13 protein-coding genes and 1 pseudogene are annotated in these 17,474 nt (G+C 73.8%); 4 read left to right on the forward strand and 10 right to left on the reverse strand.

Annotated elements, in window-relative coordinates:
- Nucleotides 1-72 precede the first annotated feature (72 nt).
- Nucleotides 73-1,449, reverse strand: coding sequence for a transcriptional regulator (locus tag C2142_RS16175; RefSeq protein WP_148643299.1), 1,377 nt, complete (start codon nucleotides 1,447-1,449; stop codon nucleotides 73-75).
- Between the two features lie 323 nt (nucleotides 1,450-1,772).
- On the opposite strand from C2142_RS16175, the gene C2142_RS16180 reads away from it, so the two are divergent.
- Entirely contained in the window at nucleotides 1,773-2,471 is a 699-nt protein-coding gene (locus C2142_RS16180) for a bifunctional DNA primase/polymerase (RefSeq protein WP_174315707.1), read from the forward strand.
- A 501-nt stretch (nucleotides 2,472-2,972) separates the two neighbouring features.
- Here C2142_RS16180 and C2142_RS16185 read toward each other — a convergent pair.
- Nucleotides 2,973-3,665, reverse strand: coding sequence for a metal-dependent transcriptional regulator (locus tag C2142_RS16185; RefSeq protein ID WP_148643301.1), 693 nt, complete (start codon nucleotides 3,663-3,665; stop codon nucleotides 2,973-2,975).
- 221 nt (nucleotides 3,666-3,886) lie between these two features.
- Between C2142_RS16185 and C2142_RS16190 the strand changes: the two genes are divergently transcribed.
- The 3 genes from C2142_RS16190 (at nucleotide 3,887) to C2142_RS16200 (ending at nucleotide 6,731) form a co-directional block, all read left to right on the forward strand.
- Nucleotides 3,887-4,651, forward strand: coding sequence for an SIS domain-containing protein (locus C2142_RS16190; protein WP_148643302.1), 765 nt, complete (start codon nucleotides 3,887-3,889; stop codon nucleotides 4,649-4,651).
- A gap of 177 nt (nucleotides 4,652-4,828) precedes the next feature.
- Nucleotides 4,829-5,746 carry a DUF4231 domain-containing protein gene (locus C2142_RS16195; RefSeq protein WP_162002485.1) on the forward strand — a complete coding sequence of 306 codons (918 nt, stop codon included), beginning with the start codon at nucleotides 4,829-4,831 and terminating at the stop codon, nucleotides 5,744-5,746.
- A 103-nt stretch (nucleotides 5,747-5,849) separates the two neighbouring features.
- Entirely contained in the window at nucleotides 5,850-6,731 is an 882-nt protein-coding gene (locus tag C2142_RS16200; protein ID WP_148644819.1) for an alpha/beta hydrolase, read from the forward strand.
- A 15-nt stretch (nucleotides 6,732-6,746) separates the two neighbouring features.
- On the opposite strand, the gene C2142_RS16205 is transcribed toward C2142_RS16200, so the two are convergent.
- The 8 genes and pseudogenes from C2142_RS16205 to C2142_RS16235 form a co-directional block, all read right to left on the reverse strand.
- Complete coding sequence (locus C2142_RS16205) at nucleotides 6,747-7,712, reverse strand: D-glycerate dehydrogenase (protein ID WP_206670981.1); 966 nt, start codon at nucleotides 7,710-7,712, stop codon at nucleotides 6,747-6,749.
- Between the two features lie 43 nt (nucleotides 7,713-7,755).
- Complete coding sequence (fxsT, locus tag C2142_RS39890) at nucleotides 7,756-8,817, reverse strand: FxSxx-COOH system tetratricopeptide repeat protein (protein ID WP_241002612.1); 1,062 nt, start codon at nucleotides 8,815-8,817, stop codon at nucleotides 7,756-7,758.
- Nucleotides 8,759-11,743 (reverse strand): annotated as a pseudogene (gene fxsT / locus C2142_RS16210) (FxSxx-COOH system tetratricopeptide repeat protein); the annotation flags it as partial. The gene fxsT (C2142_RS39890) and the pseudogene fxsT (C2142_RS16210), both read right to left, overlap by 59 nt.
- Complete coding sequence (locus C2142_RS16215) at nucleotides 11,740-11,898, reverse strand: hypothetical protein (protein ID WP_153882785.1); 159 nt, start codon at nucleotides 11,896-11,898, stop codon at nucleotides 11,740-11,742. The gene C2142_RS16215 and the pseudogene fxsT (C2142_RS16210), both read right to left, overlap by 4 nt.
- Entirely contained in the window at nucleotides 11,895-13,259 is a 1,365-nt protein-coding gene (locus tag C2142_RS16220; RefSeq protein WP_148643304.1) for a TIR-like protein FxsC, read from the reverse strand. The genes C2142_RS16215 and C2142_RS16220 overlap by 4 nt, the downstream gene beginning before the upstream one ends.
- A 147-nt stretch (nucleotides 13,260-13,406) precedes the next feature.
- Complete coding sequence (locus C2142_RS16225; protein ID WP_148643305.1) at nucleotides 13,407-14,207, reverse strand: AAC(3) family N-acetyltransferase; 801 nt, start codon at nucleotides 14,205-14,207, stop codon at nucleotides 13,407-13,409.
- A 394-nt stretch (nucleotides 14,208-14,601) separates the two neighbouring features.
- Complete coding sequence (locus C2142_RS16230; RefSeq protein WP_148643306.1) at nucleotides 14,602-17,049, reverse strand: FxsB family cyclophane-forming radical SAM/SPASM peptide maturase; 2,448 nt, start codon at nucleotides 17,047-17,049, stop codon at nucleotides 14,602-14,604.
- Nucleotides 17,050-17,090: 41 nt separating this feature from the next.
- Nucleotides 17,091-17,273: a hypothetical protein gene (locus C2142_RS16235; protein ID WP_148643307.1), complete on the reverse strand. Its 183-nt coding sequence runs from the start codon at nucleotides 17,271-17,273 to the stop codon at nucleotides 17,091-17,093.
- Nucleotides 17,274-17,474 lie beyond the last annotated feature (201 nt).

Consider the following 17,474-nt stretch of genomic DNA (forward strand, 5'->3'; position numbering starts at 1 on the left):
CGGGTGACCACGTGGGCGGTCCATCCTCACCGGCCCCTCACGTACGCGCCGACGACGCGCCCCCGCTCCAGGTCAGGCTGCCTCCGCCTCCGCCCGGGCCTGGAACTCGCGGACCACCCGCTGCTCCCGGAACGGCTCCAGCCGCCGCCGGAACTCGTCCAGGTACTCCACGCCCCGGTTGGACCGGAGCCCGCTCAGCAGCCGCACCGCCTGGGCGCCGGTCTCGCAGGCCCGTTCCAGGTCCCGCTGCTGGAGCTGGGCCGTGGCCAGCAGGACGAGGTCGACCGCCCGGCGCCGCACCCTGGTCGGGGGGTGCAGGTCGAGCGCCCGGCGCGCGTAGTGCTCGGCCTGGCCGGCCTGCTCCAGGTCCCGGTGGCAGTGGGCCAGCTCGTCCGCCAGGTAGGCGTCGTCGAAGTGGACGATCCAGTCCGGGTCGTCCTCCGGGCGGCGCTTCTCCATCGCCTCCAGTGCCTTGGCGGCCACCGCCTCGCACGACCGGGCGTCGCCGAGCAGGGCGTGGCCGCGCGCCTCGGCCGCGTAGAACATCGCCATCGCCGTCGGGGTGGCCACCGAGCGGGCGCCCTCCTGCGCGGCGCGGGCGAGCTGGGCGATCTCCCGCGGGTTGCCCAGCGTCGCCGCCAGGTGGCTCATCGAGGCCGCCAGCACGTACCCGCCGTAGCCGCGGTCGTCGGCGGCCTGGGCGAGCCGCAGCGCCTGGATGTAGTAGCGCTGGGCCAGGCCCGGCTGCCCGGTGTCCACCGCCATGTAGCCGGCCAGCTCGGTCAACCGGGCCACCGCCGCGAAGAGTTGCCGGCCGGTCTCCTCCCGGTAGGCGCCGCCCAGCAGGCCGGAGACCACACTGTTGAGGTAGTGGACCACCACCGGGCGGACGTGCCCGCTGCCGAAGCGGTGGTCGAGGTCGACCAGCATCGCCGTGGTCGCCCGGATCGCCGCGACGTCCGTCGGGCCGACCCGCGGGCCGCCGGTACGGGCCACCACCGGGTCGGGCGGGGTGATCAGCCAGTCCCGGCTGGGCTCGACGAGGGCGGAGGCCGCCACCGTCGCCCCGGTCAGGAAGTCCCGGCGGCCGACGTCGCTGCGCCACAGCTCGCACACCTGCTCCAGTGCGGCGTTCAGCGTCGGCGCGAACTGCAGCCCGATCCCGGAGCTGAGGTTCTTGCCGTCCGCCATGCCGATCTCCTCGACCGACACGCTCCGCCCCAGCTTGCGGCCGAGGGCCTCGGCGATCACCGCCGGGGCCTGCCCGCGCGGCTGCTGGCCGCGGAGCCAGCGGGCGACGGACGTCTTGTCGTACCGCAGGTCCAGGCCGTGCTCCGCACCGCACAGGTTGACTCTCCGCGCCAGGCCGGCGTTGGAGCAGCTGGCCTCCTGGATCAGCTGCTGCAGACGCTCGTTGGGCTGTCGTGCGACAAGTGGTCTCGCGGCCATTGGGCTTCGCCTCCCCACACCCTCCGGCCCGGCCGGTGGGCGACGATTCTGCTGATCTGTTGCCGACTGTCCGACCATCCAAGGAATCTGACACAAGGTTAGCGATCAGCAACGCCACCGGGATACCCACGGTGACGATCCCCACCCCCCGCGCGCCCTGGGAAATGCTCCCGTGCGCCCCCACTGCGCCCACCCCCGTCCACCCGGTCCGCTCCAACTCGGTTGCCTCACCGGTTCGGGTGACATTGCCACCGCGCGCAAGACCCGCCCCCGCCCGGCCGTAACCAGCCTCACGCACGGTAGTTGTGCACCGCGTGGAAGACATCCCAGACTCCCCCGACCAGGGCGGCACCGCCGGACTGCCCCCGCTGCTCATCGAAGCCGTCGGCTACGCCGAGAGCCGGCACTGGGAGGTCGCGCCGGGCGCCTGGCTGATCGACGGCGACGGGCCGGCCCGCTGCTCCTGCGGCGACGCCCGCTGCCCGATGCCCGGTGCGCACCCGATCGACGCGGACTGGGCACGCAAGGCGAGCGCCGGCCCGGGCGCGGTGCGGCGCTGGTGGACCGAGCGCCCGGAGGCCTCGATCCTGCTGCCCACCGGCCGTTCCTTCGACGTGCTGGACGTACCGGAGGTGGCCGGCTGTCTGGCGCTGGCCCGGATGGAGCGGATGGACCTCCAGCTCGGCCCGGTGGTCGCCGTCCCGGCCGCACCCGGCCGCTCCGGCCGGCGGCTGCACTTCCTGGTACTGCCCGGGGTGGCCGCCAAGCTGCCCGAGATGCTGCGCAAGCTCGGCTGGCCGCCCGGCCGGCTGGACCTGGTGGCCCGCGGCGAGGGCGACTGGACGGTGGCCCCGCCGTCCCGGGTCGGCCCGACCGGCTTCGCCCAGTGGGCCCGCTCGCCCTCCGCACTGAACCGCTGGCTGCCGGACGCCGCCGAGCTGATCAGCCCGCTGGCCTACGCGTGCGGGCGCGAGGCGCCGTCGGCCCGCCTCCAGCCGGCCCAGCCGGCGGCGGTGCGCTGACCCCCCTGAGCCGGACGGTCCCCGGCACCGGCCCGGAGGTTCACCGTCCCGTGGACGGCCGCCCTACGCCTATCGGGTGAGGGCGTGCACAGCGCGACACCCCGCGCGCGGCTGACGGGCCTTGTCTCCCACCGGAGACAAGGCCCGTCACACGCATGTGCGGATAAGGCTTCGGTGTACCCGCTGGTCAACGGCGAAAGCCCCTCGTACGAGTGACAACGCTCAAGGATTGCCTTGATCTGCCGAGGGGAGAAATTCCACCGTGAGGGGACGCCGGAAGGGGCGCTCGGACGGGGAAGCCGGGCGGGGCGGTCGGGAGGGAACCGGGAGGGAACGGAGGGGACAGGGAGGGACGGGAGGGAACGGAGGGGCCGTGGCACCGGCCGGGTTCGGGGAGGCCGGTGCCACGGAAGCAGGGAGGAACAGGGAGGGACGGGGAGGACGAGCAGGGCCCGGTGCACGGGGATGCACCGGGCCCTGCTCATTCGCCTGCCCGGGGGCTCAGGCCTGCGCGACGAAGACGTGCGCGGCGATCTCCTTGCCCAGCTCGGCCGCGGTCTCCCCGCTGCCGACCAGCACCCCGCCGACCCCGGCGGTGACCCGCACCGTCGAGCCCGGCCGGATCCCGGCCCGGCGCAGCGTGCGCATCAGCTCGCCGTCGGTCTGGATCGGCTCGCCGATCCGGCGGACCACGACGTCCGCGCCCGCCTCGCCCGGGCGGACCGTGTCCAGCGGGACGAGCGCCGCGTCGAAGCCCTCGCCCTCGGCCTTGGCATCGCCCAGCTCGTCCAGGCCCGGGATCGGGTTCCCGTACGGGGACTGGGTGGGGTGGCCGAGCATGGCGAGCACCTTGCGCTCGACCGTCTCGCTCATCACGTGCTCCCAGCGGCAGGCCTCCTCGTGGACCTGCTCCCACTCCAGACCGATCACGTCGACCAGCAGGCACTCGGCGATGCGGTGCTTGCGCATCACCCGCACCGCGAGCCGGCGGCCGTCCTCGGTGAGTTCGAGGTGACGGTCGCCCGCGACCCGGAGCAGCCCGTCGCGCTCCATCCGGCCGACCGTCTGGCTGACCGTGGGGCCGCTCTGCTCCAGACGCTCGGCGATGCGGGCGCGCATCGGTGTGATGCCCTCCTCCTCCAGCTCCAGGATGGTGCGAAGGTACATCTCAGTGGTGTCGATCAGCCCAGACATCGCCGCTGGTTCCCTTCTTCGGTGTCCTCACCGCCAATTCTGACGTACCGCACCGACTGCCGAGCCCGCGCAGGGGCCCCGGGGACCGTATTTCGTTCCTGTTGACAGCGGTACCGGTGAGGCAGCACGGTGCTGGCCGTAGCTTTCTCCATCGGCGGTCTGGACCACCCGGGCCGCCCCACCCGGCCGGCTCCCCCACCGGCAGAGAGCGAAGGCAACAGATGAGCGACCTGGTCGGCCGGTACTTCGACGCCGCGATCACCCACCTCCGGCGGGTCCGCACCGAGGAGGCCGACACCATCGAGGCGGCCGCCGCGCTGCTGGCCGAGGCGGTCGCCGAGGGGCGCCGGATCTTCACCTTCGGCTCCGGCCACTCCTCACTGGCCGCCCAGGACATCGTCTACCGGGCCGGCGGGCTCGTCCCGGTCAACCTGCTGGACGTCCCCGGGATGGCCGGGGTGACGGTGATGCCGGCCCCGCTCTCCAGCGCGCTGGAGAGGGTATCCGGCCTGGCCACCGCCACCCTGGACCTCACCCCGGCCACCTCGGGGGACCTGCTCTTCGTCATCTCCCTCTCCGGCCGCCAGGTGATGCCGGTCGAGCTCGCCCGCCACGCCCGGGACCGCGGACTGAAGGTGATCGGGGTGACCTCGCTGGCGTACCCGGAGCAGGTGCCCTCGGCGCACCCGTCCGGCACCTACCTCAAGGACCACTGCGACGTCGTCCTGGACAACAAGATCGCGGTCGGGGACGGCGAACTGACCCACCCGGCCGCCGAGACCTCGTTCGGCCCGGTCTCCACCATCGTGACCAGCGCGCTGATGCAGGCCGTGGTCGCCTCGGCGGTCGGCCGCCTCGCCGACGCGGCGGCGGCCGGCACCGGTGCCACCCCGCCGCTGTTCCGCTCCGGCAACGTGCCCGGCGGCACCGAGTGGAACGCCAAGCAGATGGCCGACAACGCGGACCGGGTCTTCTACACGTACTGAGCCGCGGGCGGCGGCCGCCGCCGGAGGGCCGCGATATGGGACAACCTCCGGCGGCATCCCGGCCAATGCGGCCGGAGCCGGCCCGGGCCAGGCGTACCGGCACGGCGGGCGGGGCAGGAGAGCGGGTGCGACCGGAGCGACGGGTGGGGGCCGAGGATGGCATCGGGTGCGGGTCCGATGGGAAGAGTGCGCGAGCAGGAGCTGATGCCCGCGCTGTTCTGGTCCGCCGACTCCGCCTCCCTGCAGGGGCAGCGGCGGTCCGTCCTGCTCTCCGCGTGGGAGCTGGTGCTGCTGGTCGCGGCCGCCGCGTTCGGCTCCGCCGACGGCGCGCCCTGGGCCTGGCCGGCCGCCGCCGCCTACCTCGGTGCGATCGCCCTCGCCCTGGTGATCAGCCGGCAGAACCCGCAGGGCCTCTGGTACGAGGGCCGGGCGGCCGCGGAGTCGGTCAAGACGCTGGCCTGGAAGTTCAGCGTCCGGGCCGACGCGTACCAGCCGCCGCCGCGCAGCCTGCCGGACGCCGAGGGGCTGTACAGCTTCCAGCTCGGCCGGGTGCTGAACGCCTTCCGGGGCAGCCGTGCGGTCGGCGCCGCGGCGGAGGACTCCGGCGCGCGGATCACCGACGCGATGCGCGGCCTGCGCGACCAGCCGCTGGCGGTGCGCCGCGAGGTGTACCTGCGCGAGCGCATCCAGGTGCAGCACGACTGGTACCGGTCGAAGGCCCGCTACTGCGCCCGGGCCGGCTTCTGGACGGGCGTGCTGGGCGTGGTGCTGCCGCTGCTCGGCCTGGTACTGGCGGTGCTGCGCGCGATGGGCGAGTTCGGCTACGACGCGCTCGGCACCGTCTCGGCGGTGGCCGCCTCGGTCGCTGCCTGGGCACAGCTGCGCCAGTACCGGCCGCTGGCGGCCGCGTACGGCCTGGCCGCCGACGAGCTGGAGCTGATCCGCAGCCAGCTGGCCCAGCTGGACGTGACGTCCTCCGACGCCGAGGAGATCTGGTCCCGGCTGGCCCGCGACGCCGAGGACGCCGTCTCCCGCGAACACACCACCTGGCAGGCCCGCCGCGAGGTCCGCGGCACAACCGACCGGGACCACTGAAACCCGTAACCACGGGACCGGGACGGCCGGAGGACCGGCCCCCGAACAGACCGGCACCACGGAAGCAGCACCCGTACCGAGGAGGCCCCGCGTGTCATTACGGATGGTCAAGGCGCCGGACGGCCGCGCCATCGCCGTCGAGACCCTGGGCGACCCGCGCGGCCGGCCGGTGTTCCTGCTGCACGGCATGCCCGGCAGCCGGGTCGGCCCGCACCCGCGCAGCACCGTGCTGTACCGCCTGGGCGTCCGGCTGGTCTCCTTCGACCGGCCCGGCTACGGCGACTCCGCCCGGCTGCCCGGCCGCCGGGTGAGCGCGGCGGCGGCCGACGTGCGGACCATCGCGGACGAGCTCGGGATCGAGCGGTTCGCGGTGCTGGGCCGCTCGGGCGGCGGCCCGCACGCGCTGGCCTGCGCGGCGCTGCTGCCCGACCGGGTCAGCCGGGTCGCCGTGCTGGTGGGCCTGGCGCCCCGGGACGCGGCCGGGCTGGACTGGTACGGCGGAATGACCCCGTCCAACGTCCGCGCGTACCGGGAGGCCGAACGCGGGCACGACCGGATCGCCGCGGCGATGCGGTTCCGCTCCGAGCAGATCAAGGCCGACCCGGTCCGGCTGCTCAAGGGCCTGCGGCCGGAGCTGACGCCCAACGACCGGGAGGTGGTCGCCGACACCGGGCTGCGGCGGATGCTGCAGAGCAACTACCGCGAGGCGTTCCGGCACGGCGCCGACGGCTGGATCGACGACGTGCTGGCCTTCACCGCCGACTGGGGCTTCAAGGTGCAGGACATCACGGTCCCCGCCTGGCTCTGGCACGGCGCCGACGACCAGTTCTCGCCGGTCGAGCACTCCCGCTGGCTGGCCGACCACATCCCCGGCGCCGAGCTCTTCCTGGAGCCCGGCGCCGCGCACTTCGGGGCGTTCCGGGTGATGACCACCGCACTGGCCTGGGCGGCCGGCCACACCCCGGCCCCCGGGCGCAGGCCCTGAGCCCGGGCCCGGCCCTCAGGCCCCGACCGGGGTGACCGGCTCCCCGCCGGCCAGCACCGCCAGCACGTTCTCCACCGCGAGCCCGCCCATCGCCTGCCTGGTCCGCACGGTGGCACTGCCCAGGTGCGGGGCCAGCACCGCGCGCTCCTGGGCGAGCAGGGCCGGCGGCACCGCCGGTTCCCGCTCGAAGTTGTCCACCGCCGCGGCGAACAGCGCGCCCGACTCCAGCGCGGCGGCGAGCGCCTCCTCGTCCACCACCCCGGCAGTCATCGAGACCACGACCGCCCCGGCCGGCAGCAGGGCCAGCCGACGGGCGTCCAGCAGGTGCCGGGTGGCGGCGCCGAGCGGGCAGGTGACCACCAGCACGGTGGAGGTGGCGAGCAGTTCCTCCAGCGGCAGCCACTGCGCGCCCTCGGCCTTGCCGGGCGGCAGTTCGGAGCGGTTGTGGTAGCTCACCGGCATGTCGAAGGCCCGGGCGCGGCGGGCCACGGCCTGCCCGATCCGGCCCATGCCGAGGACGCCCAGCGGGGTGCCGGCCAGCTCCAGGCCGAGCATGAAGTTCGGGGCCCAGGCCCACGGCTCCCCGGAGCGCAGCAGGCGCTCCCCCTCGCCGAGCCGGCGGGTGGCGGCCAGCAGCAGCGCCCAGGCCATGTCGGCGGTGGCGGCGGTGAGCACGCCGGGGGTGTTGCTGACCAGGACGCCGCGTTCGGCGCAGGCGGCGAGGTCGACGTTGTGGTGGCCGACCGCGTGGTTGGCGACGATCCGCAGGCCCGGGCCGGCCGCGTCCAGGAACGCGCCGTCCACCGCGTCGTCCAGCGTGGTGACCACCGCCGACCGGCCGCGGACGGCGGCCAGCAGCTCGGCGCGCGGCATCGGCAGGTCCGAGTCGTGCAGGGTCGCCGCGTGGTGGGCGGTGAGCCGCTCGATCACCCCGGGCGCGAGGCGGCGGGTGACCAGGACCGGGGGCAGCTGCTCGTTCATAGGTCCCGCAGCGTACCCGCCGGCCCCGGCCGGAGCCTCCCCGTCAGACCGGCTGCGGCTCCAGGTCGCGGTTGATCCGCTTCCAGCCGCGCGCCGAGACGGTGTTCGGGTGTTCCTCGCCGAACTGCCGGATCAGCTCGGAGATCGCCTTGGCCCGCAGCTCGGCCGCCTGGGTGTGCCGGCCGGCCGCGCGCAGGGTGACGGCCAGGTTGGCCTCGCAGGCCACCGCGTCCGGGTGCCGGGGCGTGTAGCGGTCGCACAGGCCCGCGTACGCGGTGCGGCCGAGCTCCTCGGCCCTGGCGATCTGGCCGTCCTCGCCGTAGGCGTTGGCCAGGTTGATCATCGCGTTCAGGGTGTACGGGTGCTCCGCGCCGACGGACTCGGTGAGCCCCTCGACGGTGGCGAGCCCGCGCGCGATGGCGCCCTGGACGTCACCGCTGCCCCGCAGGTAGATGCCGAGGTTGTTGGCGCAGGCCAGGGTGAACGGGTGCTCGTCGCCGAACAGCCGCCGGTGGCCCTCGTAGACGGTGGTGCAGAGGTCGCGGGCGGCCTCCTTGTCTCCGGAGGCGCTGTGGTCGGCGGCCAGGTTGAGCGCGCAGGCCAGCGCGTCGGGGGCGTCGGCGCCGTACCGCTCCAGGTAGCGCTCGTAGGTCTCCTTCGTGATCCGGCGGGCCTCGGCGAGCTGGCCGGTGCGGCGCAGCGAGACGGCCAGCGACTTGGCGTTGCGCAGGTTCTCCGGCAGGTCGGGGTCGAGCACGTCGCCGAGGTCGTTGGTCACCTCCTGGAGCAGCTCCACCGAGCCGCGGTAGTCGCCGAGTTCGCGCAGGTCACGGGCGAGGTTGGACTTGGTGGAGAGGGTGTACGGGTGGCGCGGGCCGAGGACGGCGGTGCGCCGGTCGAGGGTCTCCTGGTCGAGTTCGCGGGCGGCCTCGCTGTCGCCGACCAGCCGGTAGTCGATCGCCAGGTTGTTGGCCATGGAGAGCGTGCGCGGGTTGTCGTCGCCGAACAGCTCGCGGAACTGGTCGAGGATTTCGCGGTCGAGGTCGAGCGCGGCCTGGAACCGGCCGAGGGCCCGCCGGTCGGCGCCGAGCGAGCCGGCCGTCATCAGGGTGTACGTGCTCACCGAGCAGGGCCCGCTGGCGCTCCAGGGTGGCCTCGTCGAGGGCCAGCGCCTCGGCGTAGTTGCCCTGCGAGCGCAGCACGTTGGCGAGCTGGAAGCGCAGCAGCAGGGTCTGCCGGTCGTCCTCGCCGAGCTTGCCGGTCCACTCGGCGTCCAGGGCGTGGCCGAGGTCGCGGGCGCGGTCCAGTTCGCCGCGCTTCCACAGGTAGCGGACGCGGTCGATGAGCAGCTGCCGGGTGTCGGCCTCGTCGCAGTTGTGCGCCTTGGAGGGCGAGAGGTGCGGCCAGATCTCGTCGAAGGCGGGCCAGTTGGCCGGGTCGTCGGTGTCGCCGAGGACGGGCCGGGCGCCGGTGAGGATGCGGTGCACCTCGTGGATGGCGATCTCCTGCTCGTCATCGGTCATCTCGGCCCGGATGACCGCCTGGACCAGCCGGTGCACCTGGAAGCTGTTGGTGCCGGCGTCGACCTTGGCCAGCGCGTACCGGCCGATCGCCTGGATCACCTTGCCCAGCATGAACTTGTCGCTGAGGTCGGCGTCGTACTGGACGAGCGCGCGGATCATCTGGTCGCTGTAGAAGAGGTTCATCGAGATCGGCTCGGGCGCGAAGAACGCGCAGAGCTGGAGCAGCCGCACCGCCGCCGGGGACTGGGTGCGCAGCCGGGCGATCGAGACGTTCCAGGTGGCGCCGACCGGGGTCGGGTAGTCGGCCGGGCGGGCGCCGGCCAGGGCGCGGGCGGCCTCGGCCTGGAGCTGGGCGACGTAGGTGTCGACCGGGGTGCCGGTGGTGTCCAGCCAGGCGGCGGCGACCTCGACGGCCAGCGGGAGGTCCCCGACGGCCTCGGCGACCCGGTCGGCGTCGGGGCGGGAGAGGCCGCGGGCACGCCGGCAGAGGTGCTCGACGCTCTCGCCGCGGGTGAAGACGTCCACCTCCAGCGCCTCCGCGTGCCCGGACCAGGCCTGGTTGCGGGAGGTGACCAGGATGTGTCCGGAGCCGCCGGGGAAGAACCGGCGGATCTCGGACGGCTCGTCGGCGTTGTCGAAGATCAGCAGCCAGCGTGCGGTGGGCACCCCGCGGCGCAGCGCCTCGCGGGCCGCCTCGGCCGCCTCGGTGACGGAGTCGCCGACCCGCAGCCCGAGCCGGCGGGCCAGGTCGGCCAGGGCCGGGGCGACCAGCTCGGTCTGCTCGGCGTCGATCCACCAGACCAGGTCGTAGTCGGACATGAAGCGGTGCGCGTACTCCAGCGCCACCTGGGTCTTGCCGACGCCGCCGAGCCCGTACAGGGTCTGCGGGGTGGGCAGGACGGCGGCCATGCCGCCGCGCAGCTGGTTGCGCAGCTGCTCCAGGACGGCGGCGCGGCCGGTGAAGGACGGGTTGCGCGGCGGCACGTCCCAGACCTGCGGCTTGCTGCCGGGGAAGCGCGGGCCGGTGCCGGTGGTCTCGGCGAGCGGCACGTCGCCGCGGCCGAGAGCACGCAGCAGGGTCTGCACCGACTGCGTCTCGTCGCGGCCGACCAGGTCGACCGGGTTGCGGTTGCTGAACGGCGCCGTGAGGCGGACGTCGCCGACCCGGACCGGGACCAGCTGGCGGCGGGTGCCGGACGGGTCGGAGCTGACGACAGACTCCCAGAGCGCGCGGGCCTGCGGCGAACGCTGGTAGGCGGGCGAGAGCACCGCGACCGTCCGGTAGGCGGCGTCGATGCCGCGCTCGGTCTCGTGGCGCGGGTCCGAGCCGGCGCTGAGGTCCCTCGGCAGCACCCGGAAGCCGGCCCGGGTCAGGATCGACTCGATCCAGTCCGCCCACATCCGGTCCTCGGGCACGTAGGAGAGGTAGAGGTCGGCCGGCACCGACGGGCGGCGCCGGGTGAAGGCGTCCACGTAGCGCAGCCGGACCTCCTCGTCGACCGCGGGCAGCGAGGTGACCCGGCCCTCGGTGATGACGCCGGTCAGCCGCTCGCAGGCGGCGAGCATCGAGGTCTGGGTGCCGCCCTGGTCGCCGAAGGTGGCGAGGATCTCCTCGTAGGCGTAGAACGGCCGGTACGGGATCTCCACCGATCCCCAGTAGTGGGCGAGCTCCTCGCCGTTCAGCCCGGCCGGCAGGCCGTCGAAGCGGATCCGGGCGAGCGCCCGGCCGGCGTCGGCCTTCTCCTTCTCGCCCTCGTCGATGCGCATCGGCACCGGCAGGATGCGGATGCCGCGCTCGCGGTAGCGGTCGTGGATGTGCTGGGCGATCCGGGAGGCGCCGTCGATCGACTGGTCGCTGAGGGTGAAGCAGACGACCAGGTCGTCGGGCATCTGGACGGTGCAGATCTCGGCGATGTCGGAGAGGCCGGTCCGGGAGTCGATCAGCACGTAGTCGTAGCGCTTGCCCATGTCGGCGCGGAGCGCGTCGAAGAACTGCCCGCCGTCGAAGCGGTCGTAGAAGATGTCCCAGTCGAGGTGGGTGACGGCCTCGGAGTAGTCCCGGTTGAACTGGCCCGCGGAGAGGAAGTCCAGGCTGCCGCCGGAGGGGAACATCGGCCAGGAGAGCGACAGCGCGTGCGGGTGGACCCGGGCGAAGTCGAGGTGCCAACCGTCGGCGTGCTCGACCGGGCGCAGCGCCTCCTCCCGGTACTCGGCGATCAGGTCCATCATGCCGGTGGTTCCGGCCAGGACCGCCGGGTCGAGGAACGGGTGGAAGAACTTGGCCAGGCCCGGCGCCTCCAGGTCCCAGTCGACGGTGAGCACCCGGTAGCCGTTGGCGGCCAGGATCCAGGCGGTGTTGGCGAGCGCCATGGTGCGCCCGGTGCCGCCCTTGTACGAGTAGAAGGTGATGATCCGGCCCTGCCGGTCCTGCTCCGCCTCGCGCCGGGCGGCGAGTTCGGCTGCGGTCACGCCCCCGATGCGGAGGTTCCTGGTGCGGTTGTCGCTCATGCGCCCACCTCGCTGCGCTCGGCGGTCGCTTCGCGAAACGCGCAGCCCCCGATGATTCGCTCGCTCCGCTTGCTCATTGCGCCCACCTCGCTGCGCTCGGCGGTCGCTTCGCGAAACGCGCAGCCCCCGATGATTCGCTCGCTCCGCTCGCTCATGTGATTCCTCCCCCGGGCGGTGTCCCGTCGTCCGGGCGTTCGCCTAAGTCGCGTGGTGGCTGGTCGTCGTCGTAGGCGAAGGGTTCGGGCCCGTCCCGGCCGCGCCCGTACCGGAAAGCGTCCCGCAGGTTGGGCCGTGGTGGCGGTGGTTCCTCGGGTTCGGTCCTGGTGCGGCCCTCGAAGGCGTACTTGGCCTTCATGGCGGCCCGGGGCAGCGCGTCGTCGAACTCCTCCAGGCTGCCCAGCCCGGGCGGCCCGCCGGTGGCACCGAGGAAGCTCGGCCGGACGGACCGGTGGGTGAACCGCAGGACCCGGTCGCTGAGTTCGCCCAGCTCGCGGTGGTTCTCCACGCAGTCCGGGTCGTCGAGGTTCCACGGCTCCAGGACGCTCACCCAGGAGCAGTCGGAGCGGTCGAAGCGGCGGACCAGTTCGCTCCACCGCTCGTCCTGGAGCACCCAGCGGTCCAGCAGCAGTAGCCCCGGCGCGACCGGATCGCCGCCGGAGATGATCGCCTCGGCCTCGCCGTCGAACTCGTGCACGGTGGCCTGGAACCCCAGCTGCCGGGCGAGCCGCACCGCGTGCTCGGCCAGCGGGCGGGAGGCGGCCGGCCGGTACGGGTGCCAGTCGGTGCGCCTGGCACCGTAGTAGTCGGGGTTGCGGTCGGGCGGCACCTCGCCCCGGTGGTAGGCGAGGACGGAGATCCGCAGTTGCTTGGTGGGCGCGGTGACGTTGAAGGCGCTGGGCTGGGTGTTGAAGTCGAGGCGGCGCCCGACCGGGATCACCGTCTCCTCGGCCACCTCGACGATCCGCCGGGCCAGCCGGTGCACGGCCAGCTCGTAGGCGGAGCGGAAGTAGCTGAGCTTCATCAGCGCGTACAGGCCCTCGGTGGCGTAGTCGGGGCCGAAACTGGCGTGGTTGAACTGGAGTTCGCTCGCCACCGCGGGCAGTTTGTAGCGGCTCATCGGCGCCCAGAGCACCGGCACGATGCCGCTGGTCCGCTCCGAGTCGAGGTTGGCCGGGTAGACCGGCCGCTGGATGAAGGAGTGCCACTCCTGGCCGCACGGGAGGCTGTTGAAGTACCGCGGTGAGTAGAGCGGCACGAAGACCCGGCAGGTGGCCAGCTCCTCGGAGAGCCGGTCGGCCCACAACTCCCCCTGGTGCATGGACTCGTCCATGAACCCGACTTGTACGCCCGCGGGCACGGTGGTCAGTTGCAGCACGGCCTCGCAGAGGTCGCGGTACAGCTGCCGCACCCAGTGGTTGGGATCCCCGGCACCACGCGCGCCGGCCTTCGGGGTGTGGGCGTAACTGAGGAAGAAGTACGGCCGGGCGGCTTCCTCGTCCCAGCCATGATCGTTCACACGCGCCTCCCCCTGGCCCGCCGGCAACCTCTTTCCCGCGAGTCCCCGTACGCGGGGCTTCAGTGTAGGAACGACTGAGGGTCCAATGGAATAGCACAGCGGGCCATGCGAGTTGACATGACTGAAACGACCGCCCCCGTACGGCCCCTACGCCGTGGCCAGATCGGGCCTGAGCCAGCGCCGCTCGCGCAGGATGCCGACCGCGAGATCGACGGCCTCGCGCATCGGGAGGAGCCGGCAGTCCGCCCCGCCCACCCTGCCGTGTCGGACGCCGGTGGCGGAGCGGAGCACCTCCTCACCGAGCTCCCCGAAGTGCAGGTCGTCCAGGAGCGGGCCGTCGAAGTGGACCCAGCGGCTGCCGCCGCCCTCCTTGACCACGCAGCCGTAGTGGCGGACGGGGATGTCCGGCATCTGGAGGTCGGCCAGGTGGAAGGCGGTGAACCTGTCCATCCCCACCCCGATGCCGAGCACCTGTGCGCCGATCTCGTACAGCCGGCCGAGCGGCGACGCCATGCCGAGGTGGCAGGTGAGTTCGTGCAGCTCCGTGACGTCCTTGGCGCGGGCCCCCACCGCGGCGAAGGACGACTGCGGATGGTTGCTGCGCACCGCGTCCGGGTGGATGCGGATCAGCTCCGAGAGCCTGCCCATGGTCGGCGAGGCCGGTGTCGTGTACGGGTCGAAGGGGGGCATGCCCGCACGCCACTCGTCCACCTGCTCGGGCAGCCAGTCCTGCATCATCTCCCTGACCATCCGGGAGGTGTCCGAGTTCTCCGGGGTGCCGGTGTACGCGGCCAGGGTGCCCCGTCCGGGGCCGCCGAGCGCGTCCAGCAGCGCTTCGACGACGGTGGTTCCACCGCCCTCGACCGGGCCGAGCCGGCGCAGCGAGGCCTGGACGAGCAGCACCTGGCCCGGCCGCACGCCGAGCTCGGTGAACTGCTCCGCGAGCATCGTTCGAGTCAACTTATTTGGCGATATGTCCTGCCGGGACGGCACGGGACTCGGTTCGGTAAGGATGGCGGTTCCCGAGGGTGATGGGCCCGGAGGAAGGCTCCGGTGCCGGCGGGGGGATGAGCGCGAGCCTACAACCCCGAGGGGCGCACACGGCGGAAGGCGCCAGGGCAACCACCGGTCGTGGTCGGCCGGTTCTGCGCCCCGGGTCGTGGCTCACGCCCCTGCTAACAGTCGGTTCTGGGCGACCGTCACGTCACCGGCCCCGACGGAGGCCGGACGAGGCGTCGTGGGCGGGTCAGGCGTCGTGCGCGGCCCGGGTGTCGCGGGCGGGTCGGGCGTCGTGGGCGGCCCGGGCGTCGTGCGCGGGTCAGGTGTCGTGAGCGGGTCGCGGTCAGCCGGTGGGCGCGGCCGGACGCCTGGCCTGCCGGGCCTGCCGGGCGGTGTCCTCGGCCGCCTTCGGCAGGGCCACGTCCAGCCAGGGCCCGACCGTCTCCCGCATGCCGTCGGCGAAGCGCAGGCCGACCGGGGTCAGCGACCCCGAACCGGCCAGCCGCTCGACCGCCTCGGCGGTGTACCGGCGCCAGAGCGCGAACTGCGCCCGGGCGTGCTCGGCGGCCGTCCCGGGCAGGCCGTCGTAGATGGCGGCCCGGGTGCCCCAGAAGGCGGTCACCGCGAGGTGGGCGTAGGTGCCCTGGAGCAGGCCCTCGATCGGGCGCGGGTCGGGCCGCCAGGGCGCGTCGTACTGCGCGGTGTCGGCGGGGTCGTAGAGGTCCACCAGGTCCAGCACTGCGCCCAGTTTGACGTGCTGGAACTCGTGCGCGAGCAGCAGCGCCAGGGTCGGCGCGGTGGCCGGGCGGGCGATCCCGACCGCACCGAAGGCCTGCCGGGCGGCGGCGCTGACGTCCCGTCCGGGCGGGCCGGGGCGCAGCGGGGTGACGGTGGTCAGTCCGGTCCGCAGGCCCTGGGCGTAGGCCGGCAGGTCCCGGTCGAGCAGCTCGACGGCCTCGCGCAGCGCCCCGGTCCAGGCGTGCAGTTCGGCCTCGCCCAGCCGGTCGCCGACCGGCCACTGGTGGCTGTCGCGCTGCGGGTCGGTGTCCTCCAGGGCGAGCGTCCAGCCGCCGGCCGGGCGGACCAGCCGGACCGGCTCCCAGCGCGGGTCCCGGTGGCCCGCGCCGAGGGCGAGCACCTCGCCGCCGACCGTGCGGACGGTGAACCCGTCGCCGGTGCCGGTGACGAGCGCCTCCCCGCCCCCGGTGAGGGTGAGCCGGCCGAGGGTCGGCAGGTGCAGGGCGCCCTCCCGGACCGGGACGGCCACGGCGTCGCCCCGCCCGGCCCGGACGGCCGCGGCGCCGGCCAGCTCGGCCAGCCGCCCGAGCCCGGCGCCGGGGTCGCCGCCGAGCCTCCGGGCCGCCCAGGCCCGGGCGTACGGGTGGCCGAGCACCGTGTCCAGCGCGGCCGGTGCGGCGGAGTCGAGGTCGGCGAGGAGGTCCCAGGCGGCCGAGGAGCGCAGCCCGGAGGTGCCCCGGACGGCCGCCAGCATCGCCCGGGTGAGGGCGAGTTGGGAGCGGACGAGGGCCCGGACGGTGTCCGCGTCGCCGTGGCCGCGGGCCAGCTGGCCGAGCTGGCGGTCGGTGAGGCCGGCGGGCACGGCCGGCTCGCCGGCCTGCGCGGGAACGGCCTGGCCGGCTGCCGCCCGCGGGGCCGTGCCGGCCCCGGGGTCCGGCTCGCCGCGGTCGGCGATGCCGTTGATGAGTGTCATGAGATCCCCGCAGTAGACGGAGGGGTTGTCGAATCCACCATCGGCCCGGTAGCGGTGGGCGTACAGACCGCCACCGCAGGAGCGGACGACGGGGCAGCCGCGGCAGGTGGCGCTCAGGCCGGCCAGCCCGGACTGCCGGGCGGCCATGCCGGGGTGCCGGGCGACCTCGTCCAGGCTGTGCCGGAAGACGTCGAGGCCGGTGGCGGGAGCGCCGTCGTACGCGGTCTTCAGGCTGTCGGCCTGCTCGAACGTGCCGTCGGTCTCCAGCACCACCAGTGCGGCGGGCTCCAGGCCGAGCGACTCGGTGAGGCTGGAGAGCCCGTGCAGGGTGCGGTGGACCGAGTCGAAGGTCCGGACGGCGAACGGCCGGCCGTCCTCCTCCCAGTGGTCGTAGACGGCCAGCAGCCATGCGGCGTACGGGTTCTCCCCCTGGCCGGCGGGGCGTCTCGGCGGCTGCTCCCAGGTGGCGTGCGGGAGCAGGAAGTCGACGGCCGGGGGCTCCAGTGCGGCCAGTGCGCGGTAGACGGCGGCCGGGTCGTTGTCGACGTCGACGGTGCAGAGCAGGCCGGCGTAGAGGTGCCGGTACCCGGGCCGGCGGAGCAGGGCCACCGCCCGCAGCACCTGGGGGTGGCTGCTGCGGCCGTCGGCGAACCGGCGGTGCCGGTCGTTGGCCGCGCGGTCGCCGTCCAGGGAGACGCCGACCTTGATGTCCTGCTGGTCGAAGAGGTCGCAGAAGGCGGGGCTCAGCAGCACCCCGTTGGTGTGGATCCGCAGGTCGAGCGCACAGCCGGGCGGGAGTGCGGCCCTGAACTCCTCGGCGGCACGGCGCAGTCGGTCCGGGCCGGCCAGCAGGGGCTCTCCCCCGTGCAGGACGACCCGGACGACGGTGAGGCCGTGGGCGGCCGCGTGCTCGCCGATCCGTTCGGCGGCCTTGGCCAGGACCTCGTCGCCGATGACCTTGGGCCGGGCGCGCCAACTGGTGTCGGCGTGCTCGTAGACGTAGCAGTGGTCACAGGCGAGATCGCACCGGCTGTGGACCTTCACAACGAACTGCGTGAACGGAAGCAGGGATCGCGTCATGGTCAGTCGTTTTCAGCCGGAGCCGATGGTCGATCGGCTGGTCAGATGGAGGAGTTGAAGGCCGCGACCGGCACCAGACCGGTATCGGAGCCTGGCAGGGCGCGTCGGAGTCGCGTGGCCAGCTCGTCGGCCCCGAGCGAGGCCAGATCGGCCAGGGTCGGCCGGTCCGACTGGTGATGATCCGTCAGGTCAAGCTTGGGCTTGGTGTCCAGTGCGGGTGTCATGTTCGATTCTCTTCCACGATGGGGGTTAGAGAGAGCCGACTCCGGGTATACCCCGGCGCCTTTCGACCAATGTAGTGGCAGCACGGGGGCAACACCGCGCTGTTCCACGAGCCTCCGTGTCCTCTACCCCGCCATCCAGCGAAGTCTTGCGGAAAGTTCACCCACTCGGCGGTCGCGTAGCGGCACCTGCACGGCGCACCG

Source organism: Streptomyces sp. CB01881 (assembly GCF_002953255.1).
GTDB lineage: Bacteria > Actinomycetota > Actinomycetes > Streptomycetales > Streptomycetaceae > Kitasatospora.